The following is a 17,128-nucleotide window of genomic DNA, read 5'->3' as shown; positions in this document are numbered from 1 at the left end:
ACCCGAACTGCCACAGACAGCTCCACAGCCAAGGTGGTAAGTGAACTGCCGGCTCCTGTCAAAAGGAGCTTTGCAGAGGCTTGAGCCGTATGCGGGGAAACTCGCACGTACGGTTCTTAGGGGGCGGGGCGGCAGTAATGCCGTCCTGCTACCCGACACCGGGAACTGCGACGACGCACCCGGGTGGCCAGCATCTTCCCCAACATGGATTCCTGCCTGCGCCTGGTCTCGGCGCTGCTGGCCGAACTCGACGACGAGTGGATGACCGGCAAGGTCTATCTCAACCTCAACCCGTAACCCCGGCGTCATGACCAACACCACGGAAATTTACAGAAAAAAGGTTGCACAACCACAAATTGGCATGGCGTGGCGGGCATCTCATCACCGTGCCGCCACAGAATACGAGCCGCACCTGCCCATGCTGCGGCCATGTGTCGGCAGAGAACCGGCAGACGCAAGCCCGGTTTCTGTGCGTCGAATGCGGATTCGAGGAAAACGCCGATATGGTCGGCGCGATCAACATTCTCAGGGCGGGACACGCCCGTTGCGCCTGTGAAGTGAGCGGTGCAGTAATGCCGCCAGCAGCAGGAACCCACCGAAGCGACTCATTCCGGCTCGATGCCGGGGCGAGCGCCGTAGGAATCCCCCGACTTTAGGCGGGGGAGGATGTCAAGCTTCGTGGGTCTGGCGCTCAGCGCACGTTCGTCGCCGTGCGCTGCTGGGCGATCTCGGCCTCGATCATGTCATCGACTTCGTCTTCGGTGAGGCCGAGGAACTCGGCTACCGGGCCGCGCGCCTTGTGCCATTCCTTGTCGCGCCCGATGCCCACCGCCTCGGCCGCCACGACGTCGGCCATGGCGATGAGGCTCACGAGGTGCGGCACCTGCGGCGGCAGCGTCGTCTCCTCGAATACCGTGACGTAGTCGTGATGGTGGTTGATCGTCAGCGCCACCGGTTCGGCCAGGCCCCAGCGCCGGGCGAGAAAGAAGCCGACCACGGCGTGATGTGTCTTGTAGCGCTCGAATTCGTGCTCGGTGAAGGGCTTCTCTGGATCGACCCGGGCGAGCGAGAGCGTCTCGTGATAGTCGGGGTGCTGGCGTGCGAGCAGGAAAAAGCCGGTATCGTGCAGCAGCGCCGCCGTGTGCGCCATGGGCGGGGGTACGGTGCGCAGCAGGCGGGCGAAATCGGCGGCGGCCTCGGCCGAAACCCGAAGTTCGTCCCAGAGAGAAGGGCGCAGGTTCTTCGGCATCCCCAGCGTCGAATGCAGCAGGGCGTGCAGCACGATCTGGTGCGTGCGCTCGAGGCCAATCACCTGCAGCGCCTGGGCCACCGATTCGATCTTGCGCATGCGCATGATGCCGTTGGCCGCGCGCAGCACCGCGGCGGCGAGCGCCGGATCCTGCTGGATCATCTTGGCGAGCTTGGCGAGGTTGGGCATATCCGACTCGGCCTCGCGGGCAATCGCCGTGAGCACGTCGGGCGCAGGGGGGATGTCGAGCTGAGCGGGTTCGGCGAGGTTCGTCGTAGGGGTATCCATGGGATCGGTCCTCGAAGCGGCGGCTGGAATCACGCCAAGGGTGCATCGGTTTCATGATAGCGCATGGACGAGGATCTCAAGAGCCATCGCCTGGGGCGTGAGGAATTTTCACTGGTTTGCTAAAGTTTCTTTGCGAATCGCCGATAAAACCAGAAATCCATGAGGGAGGAGATCATGAGAGGACAGAGTCTGACGCGCCGCATCGCCGTGGGAGTGGCGATCGCCACGGTGTGCTTCATCGCGCTGAGCACGGCGGTGATCGGTGGGCTGGAGTGGGAGAAACTGCAGCGCCGCATCGACGATACCATGAGCTTTCAGACGCGCGACGTGCTATCGCGTCTGCAGATGCTGCACGAAGCCGTCACCGTGTCGATACGCTCCCAGCTCAAGATGCTCAAAAGCTTGTTCCCTTATGGGACTCGCGTCGAACTCGATGCCAAACAGACCACGGAGATGGGGCCGACCAAGATGAAAGTTCCTATCTTTCGGCTCGGCGGAATCGAGATGAACGAGCGCTTCATCGAGGTCGATCTCCTCACGGAGCAGACGGGTTCCGTGGCGACGATCTTCGAGCGCGTCGGCGATGACTTCCTGCGTATCTCTACCTCCTTGCGTAAGGAAGACGGTTCACGAGCCTTCTTGACCACTCTCGATCGTAATCACCCGGCCTACAAACGCTTGCTTGCAGGGGAGGAGTACATCGGGCCAGCGGTCCTTTTCGGCAAAGATTACATGACGATCTATGAGCCGATGAAATCTGAGGATGGCAAGGTGTTCGGAGCCTGGTTCATCGGCTATCCCATGGGCAGCCTGTTGACCAAGTTTCGTGATTCGGTTGCCAGTATCAAAATAGGCAGAACAGGCTATGTCTACGTGCTCGACAAAGATGGATACCTTCGTTTTCACCCATCGTTGGAGGGGAAAAATATACGCCAAATGCGTGATGCCAATGGGTTTGACTTTATTGGCGAAATGCTGGAGAAGAAAAATGGGATCATTCGTTATCAATGGATCGATCCGGACAAAGACAAGCCGCGGGAGAAAGTCGCCGCCTATGCCTATTTTCCCGAATGGGATTGGTTGGTCGTCTCTTCGGCATACGCCGACGAGCTCACGGAGGATCTCTTTGGCAATATCCTGCGCAATTCACTTGCGTCTGTCGGGGAAGCGGTTTTGCTTGCCCTGGTGATGGTGTGGCTGGTGCGCCGGGCCTTGCGTCCGCTCGAAGCCTTCGTGGGGGTGACCGAGCGCATGGCTTCGGGCGATCTGAGCGAGCCCTTACGCTACGAGCGGCCCGACGAGCTGGGGCGCCTGGCCACGGCCATCAACCACATGCGCTCGGAGCTGGCCGGCTTGATCGGCGCCTTGCAGCGCGAGGCGGGCGATGTGGCCCTGCGGGCGCAGGCGATCGAGCGGCAGGCCGAGGAAGTGCAGCAGCGCATCGCCGTCCAGGCCGACGATACGCAGGCGGTGGCCGCGGCCATGGAGGAGTTCAGCGTGGCCTTGAATCAGCTCGCGCAGCACATGCGCGAGACGGCGCAGCGGGCGCAGGCCTCGATGGCCAAATCGGACGAAGGGGCCGAGACGATCGCCGCGGCGATCGAAGGGATGAACCAGATCGCGCACATCGTGGAAACGGCGGCCGAGCGCATCCGCACGCTGGATGGATTCTCGCAGCAGATCTCGACCATCGTGGCCACGATCCGCGAGATCGCCGACCAGACGAATCTGTTGGCGCTCAACGCGGCCATCGAGGCGGCGCGCGCCGGCGAGCAAGGCCGGGGCTTCGCCGTGGTGGCCGACGAAGTGCGCAAGCTCGCCGAGCGTACCGGCAGCGCCACGCAGGAGATCGGCGAGATGATCGCCAAGATCCAGCGTGCGACGGGCGAAGCCGTGTCCGGCATGAATGCCGGCGTGACCGAAGTCCAGCGAGGGGTGGAGAATGCCCGTCAGGCGCGCAGTGCGATCGATGAAATCCGGCAGGAATCGGCCGAGACGGCGCGCGCAGTGCAGGAAGTGGATCAGGCGCTGGAGCAGCAGACCGAGGCGGTGCACACGATCGCGCAGCGGGTCGAGCGCATCGCCGGCAGCGCCGAGGCGTCCGTGGCTTCGGCCAAGGCGAGCGAAGCCGAAGCCAGGGCCCTGCAGGCCGCGGCTGCGAGCCTACGCCAACGGGCCGAGCATTTCAAGGTGTGAGTTCGGTGCCGCGGTGGAGGCGCTGCACCCGTTTGACGTGGCACAGCAGCTCGTAGGAAATGGTGCCGGCGGCACGGGCGACTTCATCGACGGAGACGGTCTCTCCCCAGAGCTCCACGGCTGCGCCTAGGCCGACGTCTTCCGGCAGGGGGGTGAGGTCGACGGTGAGCATGTCCATGGAAACGCGCCCGATGAGCCGCGTGCGCCGACCGGCGACGGCCACCGGCGTGCCGGTGGGGGCGTGGCGGGGATAGCCGTCGGCGTAGCCGATGGCGACCAGGCCGACGCGGACCGGCCGTTCGGCGATGAAGGTGGCGCCGTAGCCCAGGGCCTCGCCGGGGGCGAGCCGGCGGGTGGCGAAGACCTTGCTCGTGAGGCGCATCACTGGCCGCAAGGAGGCGGCTTCGCCGGGTTCGGCGCCGGTGAGCAGCGGGTTGCCGCCGTAGAGCAGGATGCCGGGGCGGGCCCAGTCGCCGCGCGCCTGCGGCCAGGCGAGCAGGGCTGCCGAATTGGCCAGGCTCGTCTCCCCCGGCAGCCCGGCCACGCCGCCGTGAAAACGCCGGATCTGCTCCAGCGTCATCGTCGAGCAAGGGTCGTCGGCGCAGGCAAAATGCGTCATCCACACGGGGGGTTCCAATCCCGGCAGGGCCTGCAGGCGCCGCCAGACATTCGGCGCTTCCCGGGGGGCGAAACCAGTGCGGTTCATGCCGCTGTTGATCTTGATCCAGACGCGGCGCGGCCGACGCGGCGCGAGTTCGAGCATGCGCAGTTGCGCCTCGTGATGCACCACCGGCCAGAGGTCGAGCTCGGCGGCGGCTTCGAGCTCGCCGGGGTCGAAGGCGCCTTCGAGCAGCACGATGGGGCTGCGGATACCGGACGTGCGCAGGGGAAGCGCCTCTTCGAGAAAAGCGACGGCAAACCCGTCGGCGAGCGGTTCGAGCGCCTTGGCGCAGGCGATCGCGCCGTGGCCATAGGCGTCGGCCTTGACGACGGCCAGAGTTCGCGCGCCGGCTAGCCGTTGGGCGAGAAGGTAATTGGCGCGCAGCGCGTCGAGATCGATGGTGGCGCAGGAGGGGCGCATGGTCGGAAGAAAAAGGAGATCCGGTGGGCCATGATAGCCCATCCGGACGGGGAAGAAATGTTTCGGGCGGTATCGCGGCGCCCTTGGGCGCCGCGCGGAGAATCACTTGAAGGGATCGGGCCGCGGCGTGTTCGGACCGGAAGGCGGCAGCAGCGGCAAAGGCATCTGCGGCCGTTCGCCGGTGAGGGTGTGCAGGAACGCCACGACTTTCTTCAGCTCGTCGGCGGTGAAGGTGCGGCCGAGCTGCAGTCGCCCCATGAGGGTGACCGCATCTTCCAGCGTGGCCGCCTCGCCGTCGTGGAAGTAGGGATAGGTGAGCTCGACGTTGCGCAGCGTCGGCACCTTGAAGTACCAGCGGTCTTCGTCTTTTTTCGTCACCGCCGCGCGACCTTCGGCCGGCGAAGTCGATTTGTACGGTTCGACCACGCCGAGTTTCTGGAAGGAATTGCCGCCGAGGTTGGGGCCGTTGTGGCAGGCGATGCAGCCGCTCTCATAGAAGATCTTGAAGCCCTCGAGCTCGGTGGCGGTGAGCGCCTTGTCGTCGCCCTTGAGCCACTTGTCGAAACGGGCGTTGGGCGTGACCAGCGTCTTCTCGAACTCGGCCATCGCATCGGTGATGTGATCGAGGGTGACGACGTCGGTGTCATAGATGGTTTTAATCGTTTCGACGTAACCGGGGATGGACTGGATCACGGCCACGGCGAGCGTGTGGGGCATGGCCATCTCGACCGGCGCCTGGATCGGGCCGGCGGCCTGTTCCTGCAGATTGGCGGCGCGTCCGTCCCAGAACTGGGCGATGTTGAGCGAGGAGTTGAAGACGGTGGGGGCATTGACCGGCCCCGGTTGCCATTTGTGACCGATGGAAGTCTTGAGGTTATCCACTCCGCCCAGCGACAGGTTGTGGCAGGTGTTGCAGGAGATGATGCCGGATAGCGACAGGCGCGGCTCGAAGAAGAGCTGGCGGCCGAGGTCGACCTTGGCCGGATGATCGATCTTCGCTGGTTCGATCGGCTGGATGATGGCCTTGGCCTTTTCGCGCAGTTCGGCAGAGAGGCTGGGCTGGGCCGCCTGGACGGCGGAGACGGCGAAGACGGCGGCGATCGCGGCGAACAAGGGTTTGCGCATATGAAGGACCTCCGGCGGAAGAAAAATCTGTAAGGCGATTTTAGCCCACCTTCTCTTTTCCCACAGGGGAAAAGCGCCGAAGTTTGCGCTGGATCAAAATTACCGCCGAGAGGCGTTGCCGATTCGCGACAGGGTTTCCGCCTCGTTACCGAGGACGCGGCAGGAACGGCAGTTCGATCTCGATCGCATCCAGCGTGTTCTTCACGAGCAGCCCCAGTTCGGTGTCGCCGGAAAGCGCCAGGCGCCGCTGGAAGAAAAGCGTGTCGGCGTCTTCTTCCCGGCGCAGCAGGGCGAGGAAGTCGCGGGTGGTGGCGCGCAGCGTCAGACGCGGCGCGACGTGCGCTGGCAGGGGGCGAAAACCACGTCGGGTGAGGGTGAGGGCGAGCCGCAAGCCGAGGTCGCTCACTTCGATGCGCAGCGGTTGCTCGAGGAGCGCGTCGAGCTCCGGCAGCGGCAGCCGGGGAAAGAGCAGGCGGTCAAGGGCGAAGGCGAGCACGGCCGCCGGCGGGGTCTGCGGCAGGCGGGAGACGATCCGGGCGAGTGCGGGCGGAATGACGAAGCGGTCGTCTTTCATCATCGGGCGGCAAGAGGGGAAGAAGAGGGGGCGCGGTACGCGAAGCCGCTTTCACCGTACCAGAAGCCGTTGCACGACTCTGGCTCGGGCGCGGGCATTTCACCCAGGCGTCGGGCGCGGTCGAGGGCGGCGATCCGCTCGAGGGTGCCTTCGGGGGCGGGCACGAGGCGCAGAGCCTGCGCGAGTGGGGTGACTTCCTCCAAGCGGTCCATCAGGGACCACGGGCGGGCGGAGAGGACTTGGACGCCGTTGAGCACGAGGAAGTCGGCGCCGTCGCGCGTGGCGAGCGGCAGTCCGGCTGGATGCGCCAGGCAGCGGAATTCGCAGGCGTCCTTCTGCAGCCGGTAATGGCGGGCGGTGAAGCAGCGCGCCGAATGCGCCAGCGCAAGGGGGCCCCATACCGGCAGCTCGGTCTCGATCGTTCCCTGCTCCAGAGCGGTGAAACCCTCCAGCAGGTGCGCGAGCGCCGCACGGGAGAGCTCCGGCGGCGGCAGCCAGCGGCGCGCCCCGGCCTCATGGAGCTGCGCGAGCGCATGGGGATTGTAGACGTTGAGCGAGGCGCCGGCGATCCAGTCGCGGCGGCCGGCGGCCGCGAGCAGGCGCACCGTGCCCATCTCGTTCGCCTCGACGGCGAATTCGTCCTGTTCCACCAGGCGGCGCACCCATTTGAGGTGCGATTCGGATTCGATGAGGGCGTAGCCGGCGAGGACGACGCGCTTGCCTGCGGCGGCGAGGTCGCGTCCGAGCGCGATCCAGTCGGGCAGGCGCAGCTCGGCGCGGCGGGCACAGACGGTCTCGCCGAGCACGACGGCGTCGACGGGCGCTTCGGCGATCGCCTCGTAGAAGGAAAGGACACGCCCGCGCGGCCAGAAGTAGGGGATGGGTGCGAGCACCAGTTCGAACGAAAGCGGGTTCATGGAGGTCATTTCCACGGCCGGGAATAGGCGCCCAGCGTGTGGCTCGCGCCTTCGCTGACACGGTCGAGCGCGGCGAGCCACTGCGGGTGTGGGGAGAAATCCTGGGGGGCGGCGAGGGCAGCGTCGATCGCTTCGCGCCACACGCGGGTGACCTGCGCCACGTAGGCCGCGCTGCGCTGACGGCCTTCGATCTTGATGGCGGCGACGCCGATCTCGATGAGGCGCGGCAGCAGCTCCAGGGTGTTGAGGCTGGTGGGCTCCTCGATGGCGTAGTAAGTGTGTCCCCCCACCGCGAAACGGCCCTTGCACAGGGTGGGGTAGCCGGCCGGTTCCTCAGGGGCGTAGCGGTCGATGAGAAAGCCGTTGAGCCGCGCCTCCAGCCCTTGCGGCGTTTCGTCCCAGCGCACGAATTTGGCCGGCGAGCAGGCGCCGTGGCAGTTGGGCGACTGTCCGGTGGCGTAGGCCGACAGCGCGCAGCGCCCCTCGACCATCACGCACAGCCCGCCGAAGCCGAAGACCTCGACCGCCACGGGGCTCTGCCGCACCACTTGCGCCACTTGTTCGAGCGAGAGCACGCGCGGCAGCACGGCGCGCTCGATGCCGTAGCGCTCGTGATAGAAGGCGAGCGCCTCGTGGTTCGTGGCCGAGCCTTGGACCGACAGGTGTATACGCAGCTCGGGATGGCGCTCGCGCGCATGGGCCAGCAGGCCGAGATCGGCAAGGATGAGGGCGTCGACCCCGAGCGCCGCGGCCCGGTCGACCGCCGCCGTCCAGTGGGCCCACCCCTCGGCTTGGGGATAGGTGTTGAGGGCGAGGAAGACGCGGCAGCCGTGCGCATGCGCCAGCTCGATCGCCTGCGCGAGGCTGCGTTCGTCGAAATTGAGGCCGTTGAAGTTGCGCGCGTTGGTGGCGTCCTTGAAGCCGAGATAGACGGCGTCCGCTCCGTGTTCGACGGCGGCCTTGAGCATGGCCGGGTTGCCGGCGGGGCAGACGAGTTCAGGGTGGCGCACGCGGGAGGAATTCATCATCGGGCGCAGGAATCCAACTCGGAAAGTTCGCAGGATAGCGCGCGAGGGCGATGCCGTCCTTGACGGAAGTCAAGGTCGAGCCCGGATGGGGGTGATTCGGGGCGCGACGCTCGCTGTCGGGTGCGGCGCCCGAAAGTCAGAGCAGGGCGAACTTGAGCAGGAACACGCCGGCGATCACGGCTACGGCGAGCGGCAGCTCGCGCACGCGCCCGGTGAGGAGCTTGAGGGCGGTGTAGGTGATGAAACCGAAGGCCAGACCGTTGGCCACCGAGAAGGTGAAGGGGATGGTGATGGCGGTGACCGCTGCCGGTGCCGCTTCGGTGAGGTCGTCCCACTGCACCTGCGCCAGCCCGCGCGCCATGAGGATGGCCACGTAGAGGAGCGCCGGCGCGGTGGCATAGGCCGGGACCATGGCCGCGAGCGGGGAGAACACGAGCATGGCGAGGAAGAGGATCGCCACCACCACGGCGGTGAGCCCCGTGCGCCCGCCCACCGAGGCTCCGGCGGCCGATTCGAGGTAGGTGGTGGTCGAGGACGTCCCCAGCGCCGCGCCAAGCACGATGGCGGTGGAGTCGGCCATGAGCGCCCGTCCCAGGCGCGGCAGGCGGCCTTGGGCGTCGAGCAGCTTCGCGCGCTGGGCCACGGCGATGAGCGTGCCGGAGGCGTCGAAGAGTTCCACGAGGAAGAAAGTGAGCACGATGGAGAGGATGCCCGTGTCGATCGCCCCTTTGATGTCCATGGCCAGAAAGGTGGGGGCGAGCGAGGGCGGCGGGGCGAAGAGGCCCTTGAAAGGGACGAGCCCCAGGGCCACGGCGGCGAGTGTCACCCCGAGGATGGCGATCACCACCGCGCCGGTGACGCGGCGTGCTTCCAGCGCCAGGATGGCGAGGAAACCGATCACGGCGAGCAGCACCGGCAGGCGGTGCAGGTCGCCGAGCGTGACGAAGGTGGCCGGGTGCGCCGCCACTAGCCCCGCGTTCTTCAGGCCGATGAGCGCGAGGAAGAATCCCACGCCGGCCGAGATGGCGAACTTGAGACTGGCGGGGATAGCGTCGATGATCCACTCGCGGATGCGCAGCGCGGAAACGATGAGGAAAAGGCAGCCGGAGATGAAGACGGCTCCGAGCGCCGTCTGCCAGGAATAGCCGAGCGTTCCGACCACGACGAAGGCGAAGTAGGCGTTGAGCCCCATGCCCGGGGCGAGGGCGATGGGGTAGTTGGCGTACAGCCCCATGATGGCCGAGCCGATCGCCGCCGCGAGGCACGTGGCGGTGAAGACGGCTTCGCGCGGCATGCCGGCCGAGCCGAGGATCTCGGGGTTGACGAAGACGATGTAGGCCATCGTCAGGAAGGTGGTGAGCCCCGCGAGCACTTCGGTGCGCACGTCGGTGCCGTGGGCCTTGAGCTGGAAGAGGCGTTCGAGCATGGAGATGGCGTCCAACGAAGACGCTGCATTGTAGGAAAAGTCAGCGAAGGAAGGCAATCGATATAATCGCTTCCTGGCATCCGGAGGAAAGGAAATGAAGTGGGCGTGAAGCGCGGAAGGCGAGGGGTGGGGCGCTCGGGCGCCGTGGCGCTGCTGGCGCTGTTGCTGCTCTTCGTTTGGCTGTGGACGGGGCGCAGCGCCCTGCCACAGGATTCGCCCGGCGGCTGGCCGCGCGTGCGCGACACCGTCGACCGGCTGCTCACCACCGAACTCGTCAATCCGGGTTTCGTCGTCGGTTATTCCGAATGGCATGGCGTACCGCGCTGGGTGGCCTATCGCGCCGATCCGCCGCCGGGTCATCGCCTGCAACGGCGTCCGGCGCAGTTCGAGCCGGATCCCCGCACTCTGCGCTGCCGTCTGGGCTGGCATTGCGTGCGGCACGAATCCTACCGCGGCTCGGGGTTTGACCGCGGGCACATGGCGCCGAATTTCCTGATCGGCACCCGCTATGGGCCTGAAGCGCAGCGCGCCACGTTTCTGCTCTCCAACGTCGCGCCGCAGCGCCCGCAACTCAACCAGGGAAGCTGGCAGCGGCTGGAGGCGGTGGAGGCCGACCGCTTCGCACCGAATTCGCGCGTGCTGTGGGTGGTGGTGGGGCCGGTGTTCGACGAGAATCCGCCGCGTTTTTCCCCGGAATGGATCGCGATCCCCAGAGCGTTCTTCCGCATCTTCTGGGGCGAGGACGAGGAGGGGCGACGGCGGGCGCTCGCCTTTCTCATGCCGCAAGACACGCCACCGCAGGCCGACCTGCGGGCATATCTCACCACGGTGCGGGCGATCGAGCAGGCCACGGGAATCGACTTCTTCCCCGATTTGCCTACGCAGGAGCAGGAGCGACTGGAGACGGCCGCGCCGGACGCCCAAGCCTGGGGGCTCACCGAAGAATGGGCCCGCGCTCCGGGGCGCTATCGGGCCGAATGAGCGAGGCTAGACGAGGAAGGGGTTGTTCAGGCGCTCTTCGCCGAAGGTCGACATCGGCCCATGCCCCGGCACGAAACGTACGTCGTCGCCCAAGGGCAGCAGCTTGGCGAGGATGCCGCTGATGAGCTGTCGGTGATCGCCGCGGGGAAAATCGGTGCGCCCGATGGAGCCGGCGAAGAGCACGTCGCCCACGAAGGCGAGCCGCTCGTCGGGCGCGAAGTAGACCACGTGCCCCGGCGTGTGGCCGGGGACGTGGAGGACTTCCAGCGTGTGTTCTCCGATGGATACTGTGTCGCCCTCTTCGAGCCAGCGATCGGGCAGGAAGGCTTCGACCTTGCCGAAACCGAAGGTACGCGCCTGCTCCGGCAGCGCCTGCAGCCAGAAACGTTCTTCTTCTTGCGGCCCGAGGATGGGTATGCCACCCAGGCGCCGGGCAAGTTCCGGGGCCCCGGCGGCGTGGTCGATGTGCCCATGGGTGAGCAGGATCTGGCGCACGTTCAGATTGCGGGTGCGGATCGCCTCTTCGATGCGCTCGAGGTCTCCGCCCGGATCGATGACGGCGGCCTCACCGGTGCGGTCGCACCACAGCAGCGAGCAATTCTGCTCGAAGGGCGTCACGGGAATGACGAGAACGTGGAGCATGGCGAGCATCCGCGGCAAGGAATGCCGATATTGTAGCAGCGAGGCGCCTCACGCAGCGCCCGGGTAAAGCCAGGAACAGATGAAAACCGCCGCGGCCACTCCGGCCAGATCCGCCGTGAGCCCTGCGGCGATGGCGTGGCGCATCTTCTTGATGCCGACGGCGCCGAAGTAGACCGCCAGCACGTAGAAGGTGGTCTCGGTCGAGCCCTGCAGGGTGGAGGCGAGCCAGCCGGCATAGCTGTCGGGGCCGACGCTCGGGTCCTTGAGGAGATCGGCAAGGAGCGCGAAAGCCCCGGAGCCCGACAGCGGCCGCAGAATGGCCATGGGCAGCACTTCGGCGGGAAGGCCCAGCGGCTCGGTGATCGGGGCGAGCAGGGCGACGAAGAAAGGCAGGGCGCCGCTTGCGCGCAGCAGCGCCGTGGCCGCGAGGATGGCGACTAGATAAGGAATGATGCGCAGCGCCACCTGGAAGCCGTCCTTGGCCCCGTCGACGAAACTCTCATAGACCGCCACGCCGCGCGTGAGGCCATACACGATGAATGCCACGATGAGCGAAGGGACGATCCAGGCCGAGACGATCTGGCCGTAGCGTACGCTGGCGACGATGAGAGCGACGAAGGAGAGCGCCGCCGCCCAGCCTGCCCAGCGCGGCAAGGGGGCGAGCGCTGCCTCTTCGTCCGCTTGCGCCTGCGCAGGCTGGGACATTGGCGCCGGGGCAATGCGTGGCGCGGGAAAGAAGCGGGCGAAGAGCGGTGTGAGGAACACCGCCGCCAGCGTGGCGCAGGTGGTGGCAAAGAGGGTGGTGGGCAGGATGGCGGCTGGGTCGCTGCTACCGGCGGCCGCGCGCAGGGCGATCACGCCGGTGGGAAGCAGCGCCAGGCCGGAGGTGTTGATCGCGAGGAAGCGCACCATGGCGTCGGTGGCCGTTCCGGGATGGGGATTGAGCCGGTCGAGCTCCTGCATGGCGCGGATGCCGAAAGGCGTGGCCGCGTTGCCCAGCCCCAGCAGGTTCGCCGAGAAGTTCATGATCATGGCGCCCATGGCCGGGTGCTGCGGCGGCACTTCGGGGAAGAGCCGGCGCATGAGCGGGGCGATGAGGCGGGCGATGCCGGTGAGCAATCCGCCTTGTTCGGCAATCTTCATCAAGCCAAGGAAGAAGGCCATCACGCCCACCAGCCCCAGGGCGAGCTCGACGGCGGCGCGTGAAGCGTCGATGACGGCCTTGCTCATGGCCATCATCACGCCCGGCGTGCCCGTGAGCTCGCGGCCGGCGCCAGTCGCAAAGGCGATCAGCAGGAAAGCGGCGAAGATGCGGTTCATGCCGAAGAAAGGATCAGGAAGAGGAATCCAGGGTGACGGCAACCTGGCGCCGTTCGGTGCCGCGCAGCACGTCGAGCGTTACGGTGTCGCCGGGCCGGTAGCGCTCGAGCGCGTCGAGGAGCGTGTCGAGATCGGGCGTAGGCGTGCCGTCGATGGCCACGATCAGATCGCCCACCACGACGCTGCCCTCGGTGACCGGAACGAAGGGTTTGAGCCCTGCGCGCGCCGCCGGCCCATCGGGGTCGACGCGCAGGATGGCCACTCCAGGCGGAAGGCCCAGGGCCTTGTTGAAGGCGGGGGAGGCCGCGGCGATGCCGAGCACGGGACGGCGGATGCGTCCCTCGCGGATGAGCCGCGGCACGATGCGGTTGACCTCGTCGACGGGGATGGCGAAGCCGATGCCGGCAGAAGCGCCGCTGGGGCTGTAGATGGCGGTATTGACGCCGATGAGCCGACCGGCGCTATCGAGAAGCGGCCCGCCGGAGTTGCCAGGATTGATGGCCGCATCGGTCTGGATCACGCCGCGGATGGTGCGGCCGGTGACGGATTCGATCTCCCGATTGAGGGCGCTCACCACGCCGGTGGTAAGGCTCTGGTCCAGCCCGAAGGGGTTGCCGATCGCCAGCACTTTCTGCCCCACTTTGAGCCCCTTGCTCTCGCCGATGGGGATGGGGCGCAGGCGTTCGGGCGGGGCGTCGATGCGCAGCACCGCGAGGTCGCGGTCGGGATAGACACCGACGAGCTTGGCGCGCCAGGTGCTCTGGTCGGCCAGGGTGACGCGGGCCGCGTCCGCTCCCTGGATGACGTGGAAATTGGTGACGACATGCCCGGCTTCGTCCCAGACGAAGCCGCTGCCGGTCCCCTGGGGGATTTCGAGCACGTTGAGGGTGAAGAGGTTGAGCGCTTGGCGGGCGGTGGTGATATGGACCACCGAGGGCGAGGTGAGGGCGAAGATCTCGACGGTATTGCGCTCGTCGGCGGTGAGCTCGCCGCGCGGGGCGATGGCGCGCGGCTGGGCCGGGGTCGTTCCGGCGGTCTTCGCGAGCAGCGTGCCCAGCGAGGCGGCGAGCACGATGAAAAGGATGAAAAGGAGCGAGAGCAGCGTGAAGCGATGGGCGGAGCGCATGCGGCGGATTCCCGACGGTGCGAAGCGCTCATTGTACGGGAAAGGGCGAAGGCAGGGGGGATGGGGCGGGCAAAAACGGCGGCCACGCAGGCCGCCGTCGGACAGGGATGAAGAGAAGGTCAACCTTGAACGGCGATGCGCCGGGTTTTTGCGGTCTCGGCCTTGGGCAGCGTGATTTTGAGCACGCCGTCGCGATATTCCGCCTTGGCCTCTTCGGCCTTGACCGGCACGGGGAGCGCGATGGCGCGCTGGAAGCGGCCGTAGGCGCATTGCATGAGACGGTATTGCCCCTGTTTTTCCTCGCGCTCGAGGCGTTTCTCACCGCGAATCACGAGCTGGCCGTCGAGCACCTCGACTTCGAGATCCTCTCGGTCGAGCCCGGGGATCTCGACGCGGACTTCGAGCGCCTCGTCGGTCTCGTAGATGTCGGCGCCGAGCACCGCCCAGCGCACGCCTCCAGCCGGCGCCGGCAGATTGGGCGAAGCGCTTTTTTCGTCGTTGCGTTCGCGGGGCTGGAAGCGGGTGAGCGCGCCGGCGGCCCGTTCCCACAGCTGTCGCCAGCCCTCCATCAGATGCTCCCAGCTCTGGCCGAGGCCGGATTTCCATTGCTCCAGTACCGAACTCATACTTCGTCCTCCTCTGCGTCAGACGAAGGCCGCCCGGCGATGGGCGGCCAAAAAGGTCATTTCCGTACCGGAAATGAAGGAATCAGCCAGCCTGCACCGTGATGCGCTTGGGTTGAGCCTGCTGATGTTTCGGAATGCGCAGCTCGAGTACCCCTTGATCGAGTTTGGCCTGGATCGCTGCGGTGTCGAGGTCGCGCGACAGGGTGAAGCTGCGGGCATAGCGCGGGGCGCGGATCTCGGCGTAGATCGGCTCCATGCCTTCGCTCACGGGAAGCGACACGTTGCCTTCGATGGTAAGGGTGTCGCCCTCCACCTTGATCTCCAGCGAATCGCGGCTCACACCGGGCAGGTCGGCCCACAGGGTGATGCTGGTCTGATCCTCGATGATGTCGACGCGCGGCACCGCGGTCGGGACGCGCTGGGCTTCCTGGGCGGTGACGTTGGTGCCGGGGCGGGTGGTGACGTTGGTTTCAGCCATGGTCGTTCCTCCTTTCGCGATCATTTGATTTCGATGCGGCGCGGTTGCAGATGGGCTTTGCGCGCGATGCGCAGCCGCAGCACGCCGTCGCGGTAGGTCGCCTCGACCTTGTCGGGGTCGAGATCCTCGGACAGGCTGATGGTGCGGCGGAACTTGCCGGCGAAGCGCTCGTTGGCATAGACCGTGACCTGGCCGTTTTCCGGAATCGGCGAGGAGCGCTCGCCGGCGATCGTCAGCACGCCTTGCTCGAGCGTGACCTCGAGCTTGGCCGGATCCATGCCCGGAGCGAATGCATACACTTCGACCGCCTCGGGCGTGCGGCCGACGTTGATGGCTGGATAAACGACATCGAGCGCCGTTTCACGAATGGCCGCCGGCCAGCCGCTCCACAGGCGGTCGAGTTCGCGCTGCAGCCGGTCGAACTCCTCGAACAGGTTGGTGGGAAAGAGTGTCGTGACCATCGTGCTGCCTCCTTGAATGTTGGCCGGGCGGAGTCGCCCGGTACCGGGACCAACGATGAACGCGTGCGTTGCGTTTATCGATATAGGGTGTCCCGCCGAGAATTTCAAGGGTTGCATCACGTGTGCGGTACTGGTACTTCATCGCGCTGCGCTTGTAATTTCCCTCGCCGCCACCAATAATGGAGAGGCCCGGGCAGCGAGAAACCGTCGCCGCCCGGAGCGCACTCATCGGCTGTTCGGAGGCGGTACGGAATGAAGTTTCGCGACTACTACGAGATTCTCGGCGTGCCGCGCACGGCCACGGCGGAGGAAATCAAGAAGGCGTGGCGCAAGCTCGCGCGCAAGTACCATCCGGACGTGAGCAAGGAGCCCGACGCGGCCGAGCGCATGAAGGAGGTCAACGAGGCCTACGAGGTGCTCTCCGATCCGGAGAAACGCGCCGCGTACGATCGCCTTGGGGAGCACTGGCGCCAGGGCGAGGACTTCTCGCCGCCGCCGGGCTGGGATGCCGGCTTCGAATTCCGCGGCGCACCGGGCGGCGGTCCTTTCGAGGGGATGGATTTCTCCGATTTCTTCGAGTCGCTCTTCGGGCGCATGCACCGCGGCGCGGCCGGTGCGCGCCAGCGCCGCAGCGGGGGTTTTGCCCTGCGCGGGGAAGACCATCACGCCAAGATCCTCATCGATCTCGAAGACAGCCTGCATGGCGCCACGCGTTCGATCACCCTGCGCGTGCCCGAGCTCGATGAATCTGGGCATGTGGTGCTGCGCGAGCGTACCCTCAACGTACGCATCCCCAAGGGCATCCGGCAGGGACAGAAAATCCGGCTCACCGGCCAGGGCGGCCCGGGGATGAACGGCGGCCCGCCGGGTGATCTCTACCTGGAAGTGGAATTTCGCCCCCATCCGCTCTATCGCGTCGAGGACAAGGATCTCTACCTGACGGTGCCGGTGGCGCCGTGGGAGGCGGTGCTCGGTGCCAAAATCCAGATCCCGACGCCGGAGGGGCCGGTGACGCTCACCATTCCGCCCGATTCGCAGCACGGCCGCAAGCTGCGCCTGCGCGGCAAGGGGCTGCCCAGCGATCCCCCGGGCGATCTCTACGCGGTGCTCGAGGTGGTGCTGCCGCCGTCGAGCGATCCGAAGGTGCGGGAACAGTTCGCGGCGATGGCGCGCGAGGTACGGTTCGACCCTCGTGCGCACTGGGGCCGGTGAGGAGCCAACTCTCGTATTACAAAAAGTGCAAATTAGTCCATAATGGTGTTCATGGAAAACGCCATGAGCACAGGCAAGGCGGCAAAACTTCTTGGCGATGAGTGACTGACCATGCACCTTACCCACAAGATCGCCCTTCGTCCCGCGCCCGAGCAGGCGGATTACTTCAAACGCGCCTGCGGCACGGCCCGGCGCGTGTGGAACTGGGCGCTCGCCGAATGGAACCGGCAGTATGCCGCCGGGCAAAAGCCCAATGCCATGGCGCTCAAGCGGCAGTTCAACGCCATCAAGTACAGCGACTCCGACTGGCTCGACGAAAACGGCCAGCCGTGGCTCGAGGGCATCCACAGGGATGCGCATTCGCAGCCGTTCGCGCACCTGCAAAAAGCGTGGAAGCG

At 66.4% G+C, this 17,128-nt stretch carries 17 protein-coding genes and 2 pseudogenes; 6 read left to right on the top strand and 13 right to left on the bottom strand.

Annotated elements, in window-relative coordinates; genetic code table 11:
• Positions 1-156: 156 nt before the first annotated feature.
• Positions 157-297 (top strand): annotated as a pseudogene (locus ASC37_RS11365) (transposase); the annotation flags it as partial.
• 50 nt (positions 298-347) lie between these two features.
• Positions 348-608, top strand: a pseudogene (locus tag ASC37_RS11960) (zinc ribbon domain-containing protein); the annotation flags it as partial.
• Between the two features lie 83 nt (positions 609-691).
• On the opposite strand, the gene ASC37_RS10745 reads toward ASC37_RS11960, so the two are convergent.
• Positions 692-1,537, bottom strand: coding sequence for an HDOD domain-containing protein (locus ASC37_RS10745; protein ID WP_055424364.1), 846 nt, complete (start codon positions 1,535-1,537; stop codon positions 692-694).
• 174 nt (positions 1,538-1,711) lie between these two features.
• On the opposite strand from ASC37_RS10745, the gene ASC37_RS10740 reads away from it, so the two are divergent.
• Positions 1,712-3,733, top strand: coding sequence for a methyl-accepting chemotaxis protein (locus ASC37_RS10740; RefSeq protein WP_055424363.1), 2,022 nt, complete (start codon positions 1,712-1,714; stop codon positions 3,731-3,733).
• On the opposite strand, the gene alr is transcribed toward ASC37_RS10740, so the two are convergent.
• From alr to ASC37_RS10710, 6 genes are all read right to left on the bottom strand, one after another.
• Positions 3,723-4,814: an alanine racemase gene (gene alr / locus ASC37_RS10735; protein ID WP_055424366.1), complete on the bottom strand. Its 1,092-nt coding sequence runs from the start codon at positions 4,812-4,814 to the stop codon at positions 3,723-3,725. The genes ASC37_RS10740 and alr overlap by 11 nt on opposite strands.
• 102 nt (positions 4,815-4,916) lie before the next feature.
• Positions 4,917-5,939: a cytochrome-c peroxidase gene (locus ASC37_RS10730; protein WP_055424362.1), complete on the bottom strand. Its 1,023-nt coding sequence runs from the start codon at positions 5,937-5,939 to the stop codon at positions 4,917-4,919.
• 145 nt (positions 5,940-6,084) lie between these two features.
• Positions 6,085-6,516: a ubiquinone anaerobic biosynthesis accessory factor UbiT gene (ubiT, locus tag ASC37_RS10725; protein ID WP_082438480.1), complete on the bottom strand. Its 432-nt coding sequence runs from the start codon at positions 6,514-6,516 to the stop codon at positions 6,085-6,087.
• Entirely contained in the window at positions 6,513-7,430 is a 918-nt protein-coding gene (locus ASC37_RS10720; protein WP_055424360.1) for a U32 family peptidase, read from the bottom strand. Before ASC37_RS10720 ends, ubiT begins: the two co-directional genes overlap by 4 nt.
• 5 nt (positions 7,431-7,435) lie before the next feature.
• The gene (ubiU, locus tag ASC37_RS10715) at positions 7,436-8,458 is read right to left on the bottom strand and encodes a ubiquinone anaerobic biosynthesis protein UbiU (RefSeq protein ID WP_055424359.1); all 1,023 of its coding nucleotides are present in this window, start codon (positions 8,456-8,458) and stop codon (positions 7,436-7,438) included.
• Positions 8,459-8,594: 136 nt separating this feature from the next.
• The gene (locus tag ASC37_RS10710; RefSeq protein ID WP_055424365.1) at positions 8,595-9,884 is read right to left on the bottom strand and encodes an NCS2 family permease; all 1,290 of its coding nucleotides are present in this window, start codon (positions 9,882-9,884) and stop codon (positions 8,595-8,597) included.
• A 99-nt stretch (positions 9,885-9,983) separates the two neighbouring features.
• Between ASC37_RS10710 and ASC37_RS10705 the strand changes: the two genes are divergently transcribed.
• The gene (locus tag ASC37_RS10705) at positions 9,984-10,865 is read left to right on the top strand and encodes a DNA/RNA non-specific endonuclease (RefSeq protein ID WP_157287479.1); all 882 of its coding nucleotides are present in this window, start codon (positions 9,984-9,986) and stop codon (positions 10,863-10,865) included.
• 6 nt (positions 10,866-10,871) lie between these two features.
• On the opposite strand, the gene ASC37_RS10700 is transcribed toward ASC37_RS10705, so the two are convergent.
• The 6 genes from ASC37_RS10700 to ASC37_RS10675 all read right to left on the bottom strand — a co-directional run bounded on the left by ASC37_RS10700 (position 10,872) and on the right by ASC37_RS10675 (position 15,518).
• Complete coding sequence (locus tag ASC37_RS10700; RefSeq protein WP_055424357.1) at positions 10,872-11,507, bottom strand: MBL fold metallo-hydrolase; 636 nt, start codon at positions 11,505-11,507, stop codon at positions 10,872-10,874.
• A gap of 48 nt (positions 11,508-11,555) precedes the next feature.
• Positions 11,556-12,827 carry a nucleoside recognition domain-containing protein gene (locus ASC37_RS10695; protein WP_055424356.1) on the bottom strand — a complete coding sequence of 424 codons (1,272 nt, stop codon included), beginning with the start codon at positions 12,825-12,827 and terminating at the stop codon, positions 11,556-11,558.
• A gap of 13 nt (positions 12,828-12,840) precedes the next feature.
• On the bottom strand, positions 12,841-13,953 hold the full coding sequence (locus ASC37_RS10690; RefSeq protein WP_055424355.1) for a S1C family serine protease: 1,113 nt from the start codon (positions 13,951-13,953) through the stop codon (positions 12,841-12,843).
• A gap of 119 nt (positions 13,954-14,072) precedes the next feature.
• A complete protein-coding gene (locus ASC37_RS10685; protein WP_055424354.1) occupies positions 14,073-14,579 on the bottom strand; it encodes an Hsp20/alpha crystallin family protein in 507 nt (168 codons plus the stop codon).
• An 82-nt stretch (positions 14,580-14,661) separates the two neighbouring features.
• Entirely contained in the window at positions 14,662-15,057 is a 396-nt protein-coding gene (locus ASC37_RS10680) for an Hsp20/alpha crystallin family protein (RefSeq protein WP_055424353.1), read from the bottom strand.
• A 20-nt stretch (positions 15,058-15,077) separates the two neighbouring features.
• The gene (locus ASC37_RS10675) at positions 15,078-15,518 is read right to left on the bottom strand and encodes an Hsp20/alpha crystallin family protein (RefSeq protein WP_055424352.1); all 441 of its coding nucleotides are present in this window, start codon (positions 15,516-15,518) and stop codon (positions 15,078-15,080) included.
• Between the two features lie 252 nt (positions 15,519-15,770).
• On the opposite strand from ASC37_RS10675, the gene ASC37_RS10670 reads away from it, so the two are divergent.
• Both ASC37_RS10670 and ASC37_RS10665 read left to right on the top strand, forming a co-directional pair.
• On the top strand, positions 15,771-16,730 hold the full coding sequence (locus tag ASC37_RS10670) for a DnaJ C-terminal domain-containing protein (RefSeq protein ID WP_055424351.1): 960 nt from the start codon (positions 15,771-15,773) through the stop codon (positions 16,728-16,730).
• A gap of 111 nt (positions 16,731-16,841) precedes the next feature.
• Positions 16,842-17,128: helix-turn-helix domain-containing protein (locus tag ASC37_RS10665; RefSeq protein WP_157287477.1), on the top strand; the 287-nt coding region annotated here is incomplete at its 3' end.

The sequence above is a fragment of the Tepidiphilus thermophilus genome (assembly GCF_001418245.1).
In the GTDB taxonomy this organism is placed as follows: Bacteria; Pseudomonadota; Gammaproteobacteria; order Burkholderiales; family Rhodocyclaceae; genus Tepidiphilus; species Tepidiphilus succinatimandens.
The sequence above is the reverse complement of the archived record's forward strand: the minus strand, read 5'-3'. Positions and strand labels throughout refer to the sequence as shown.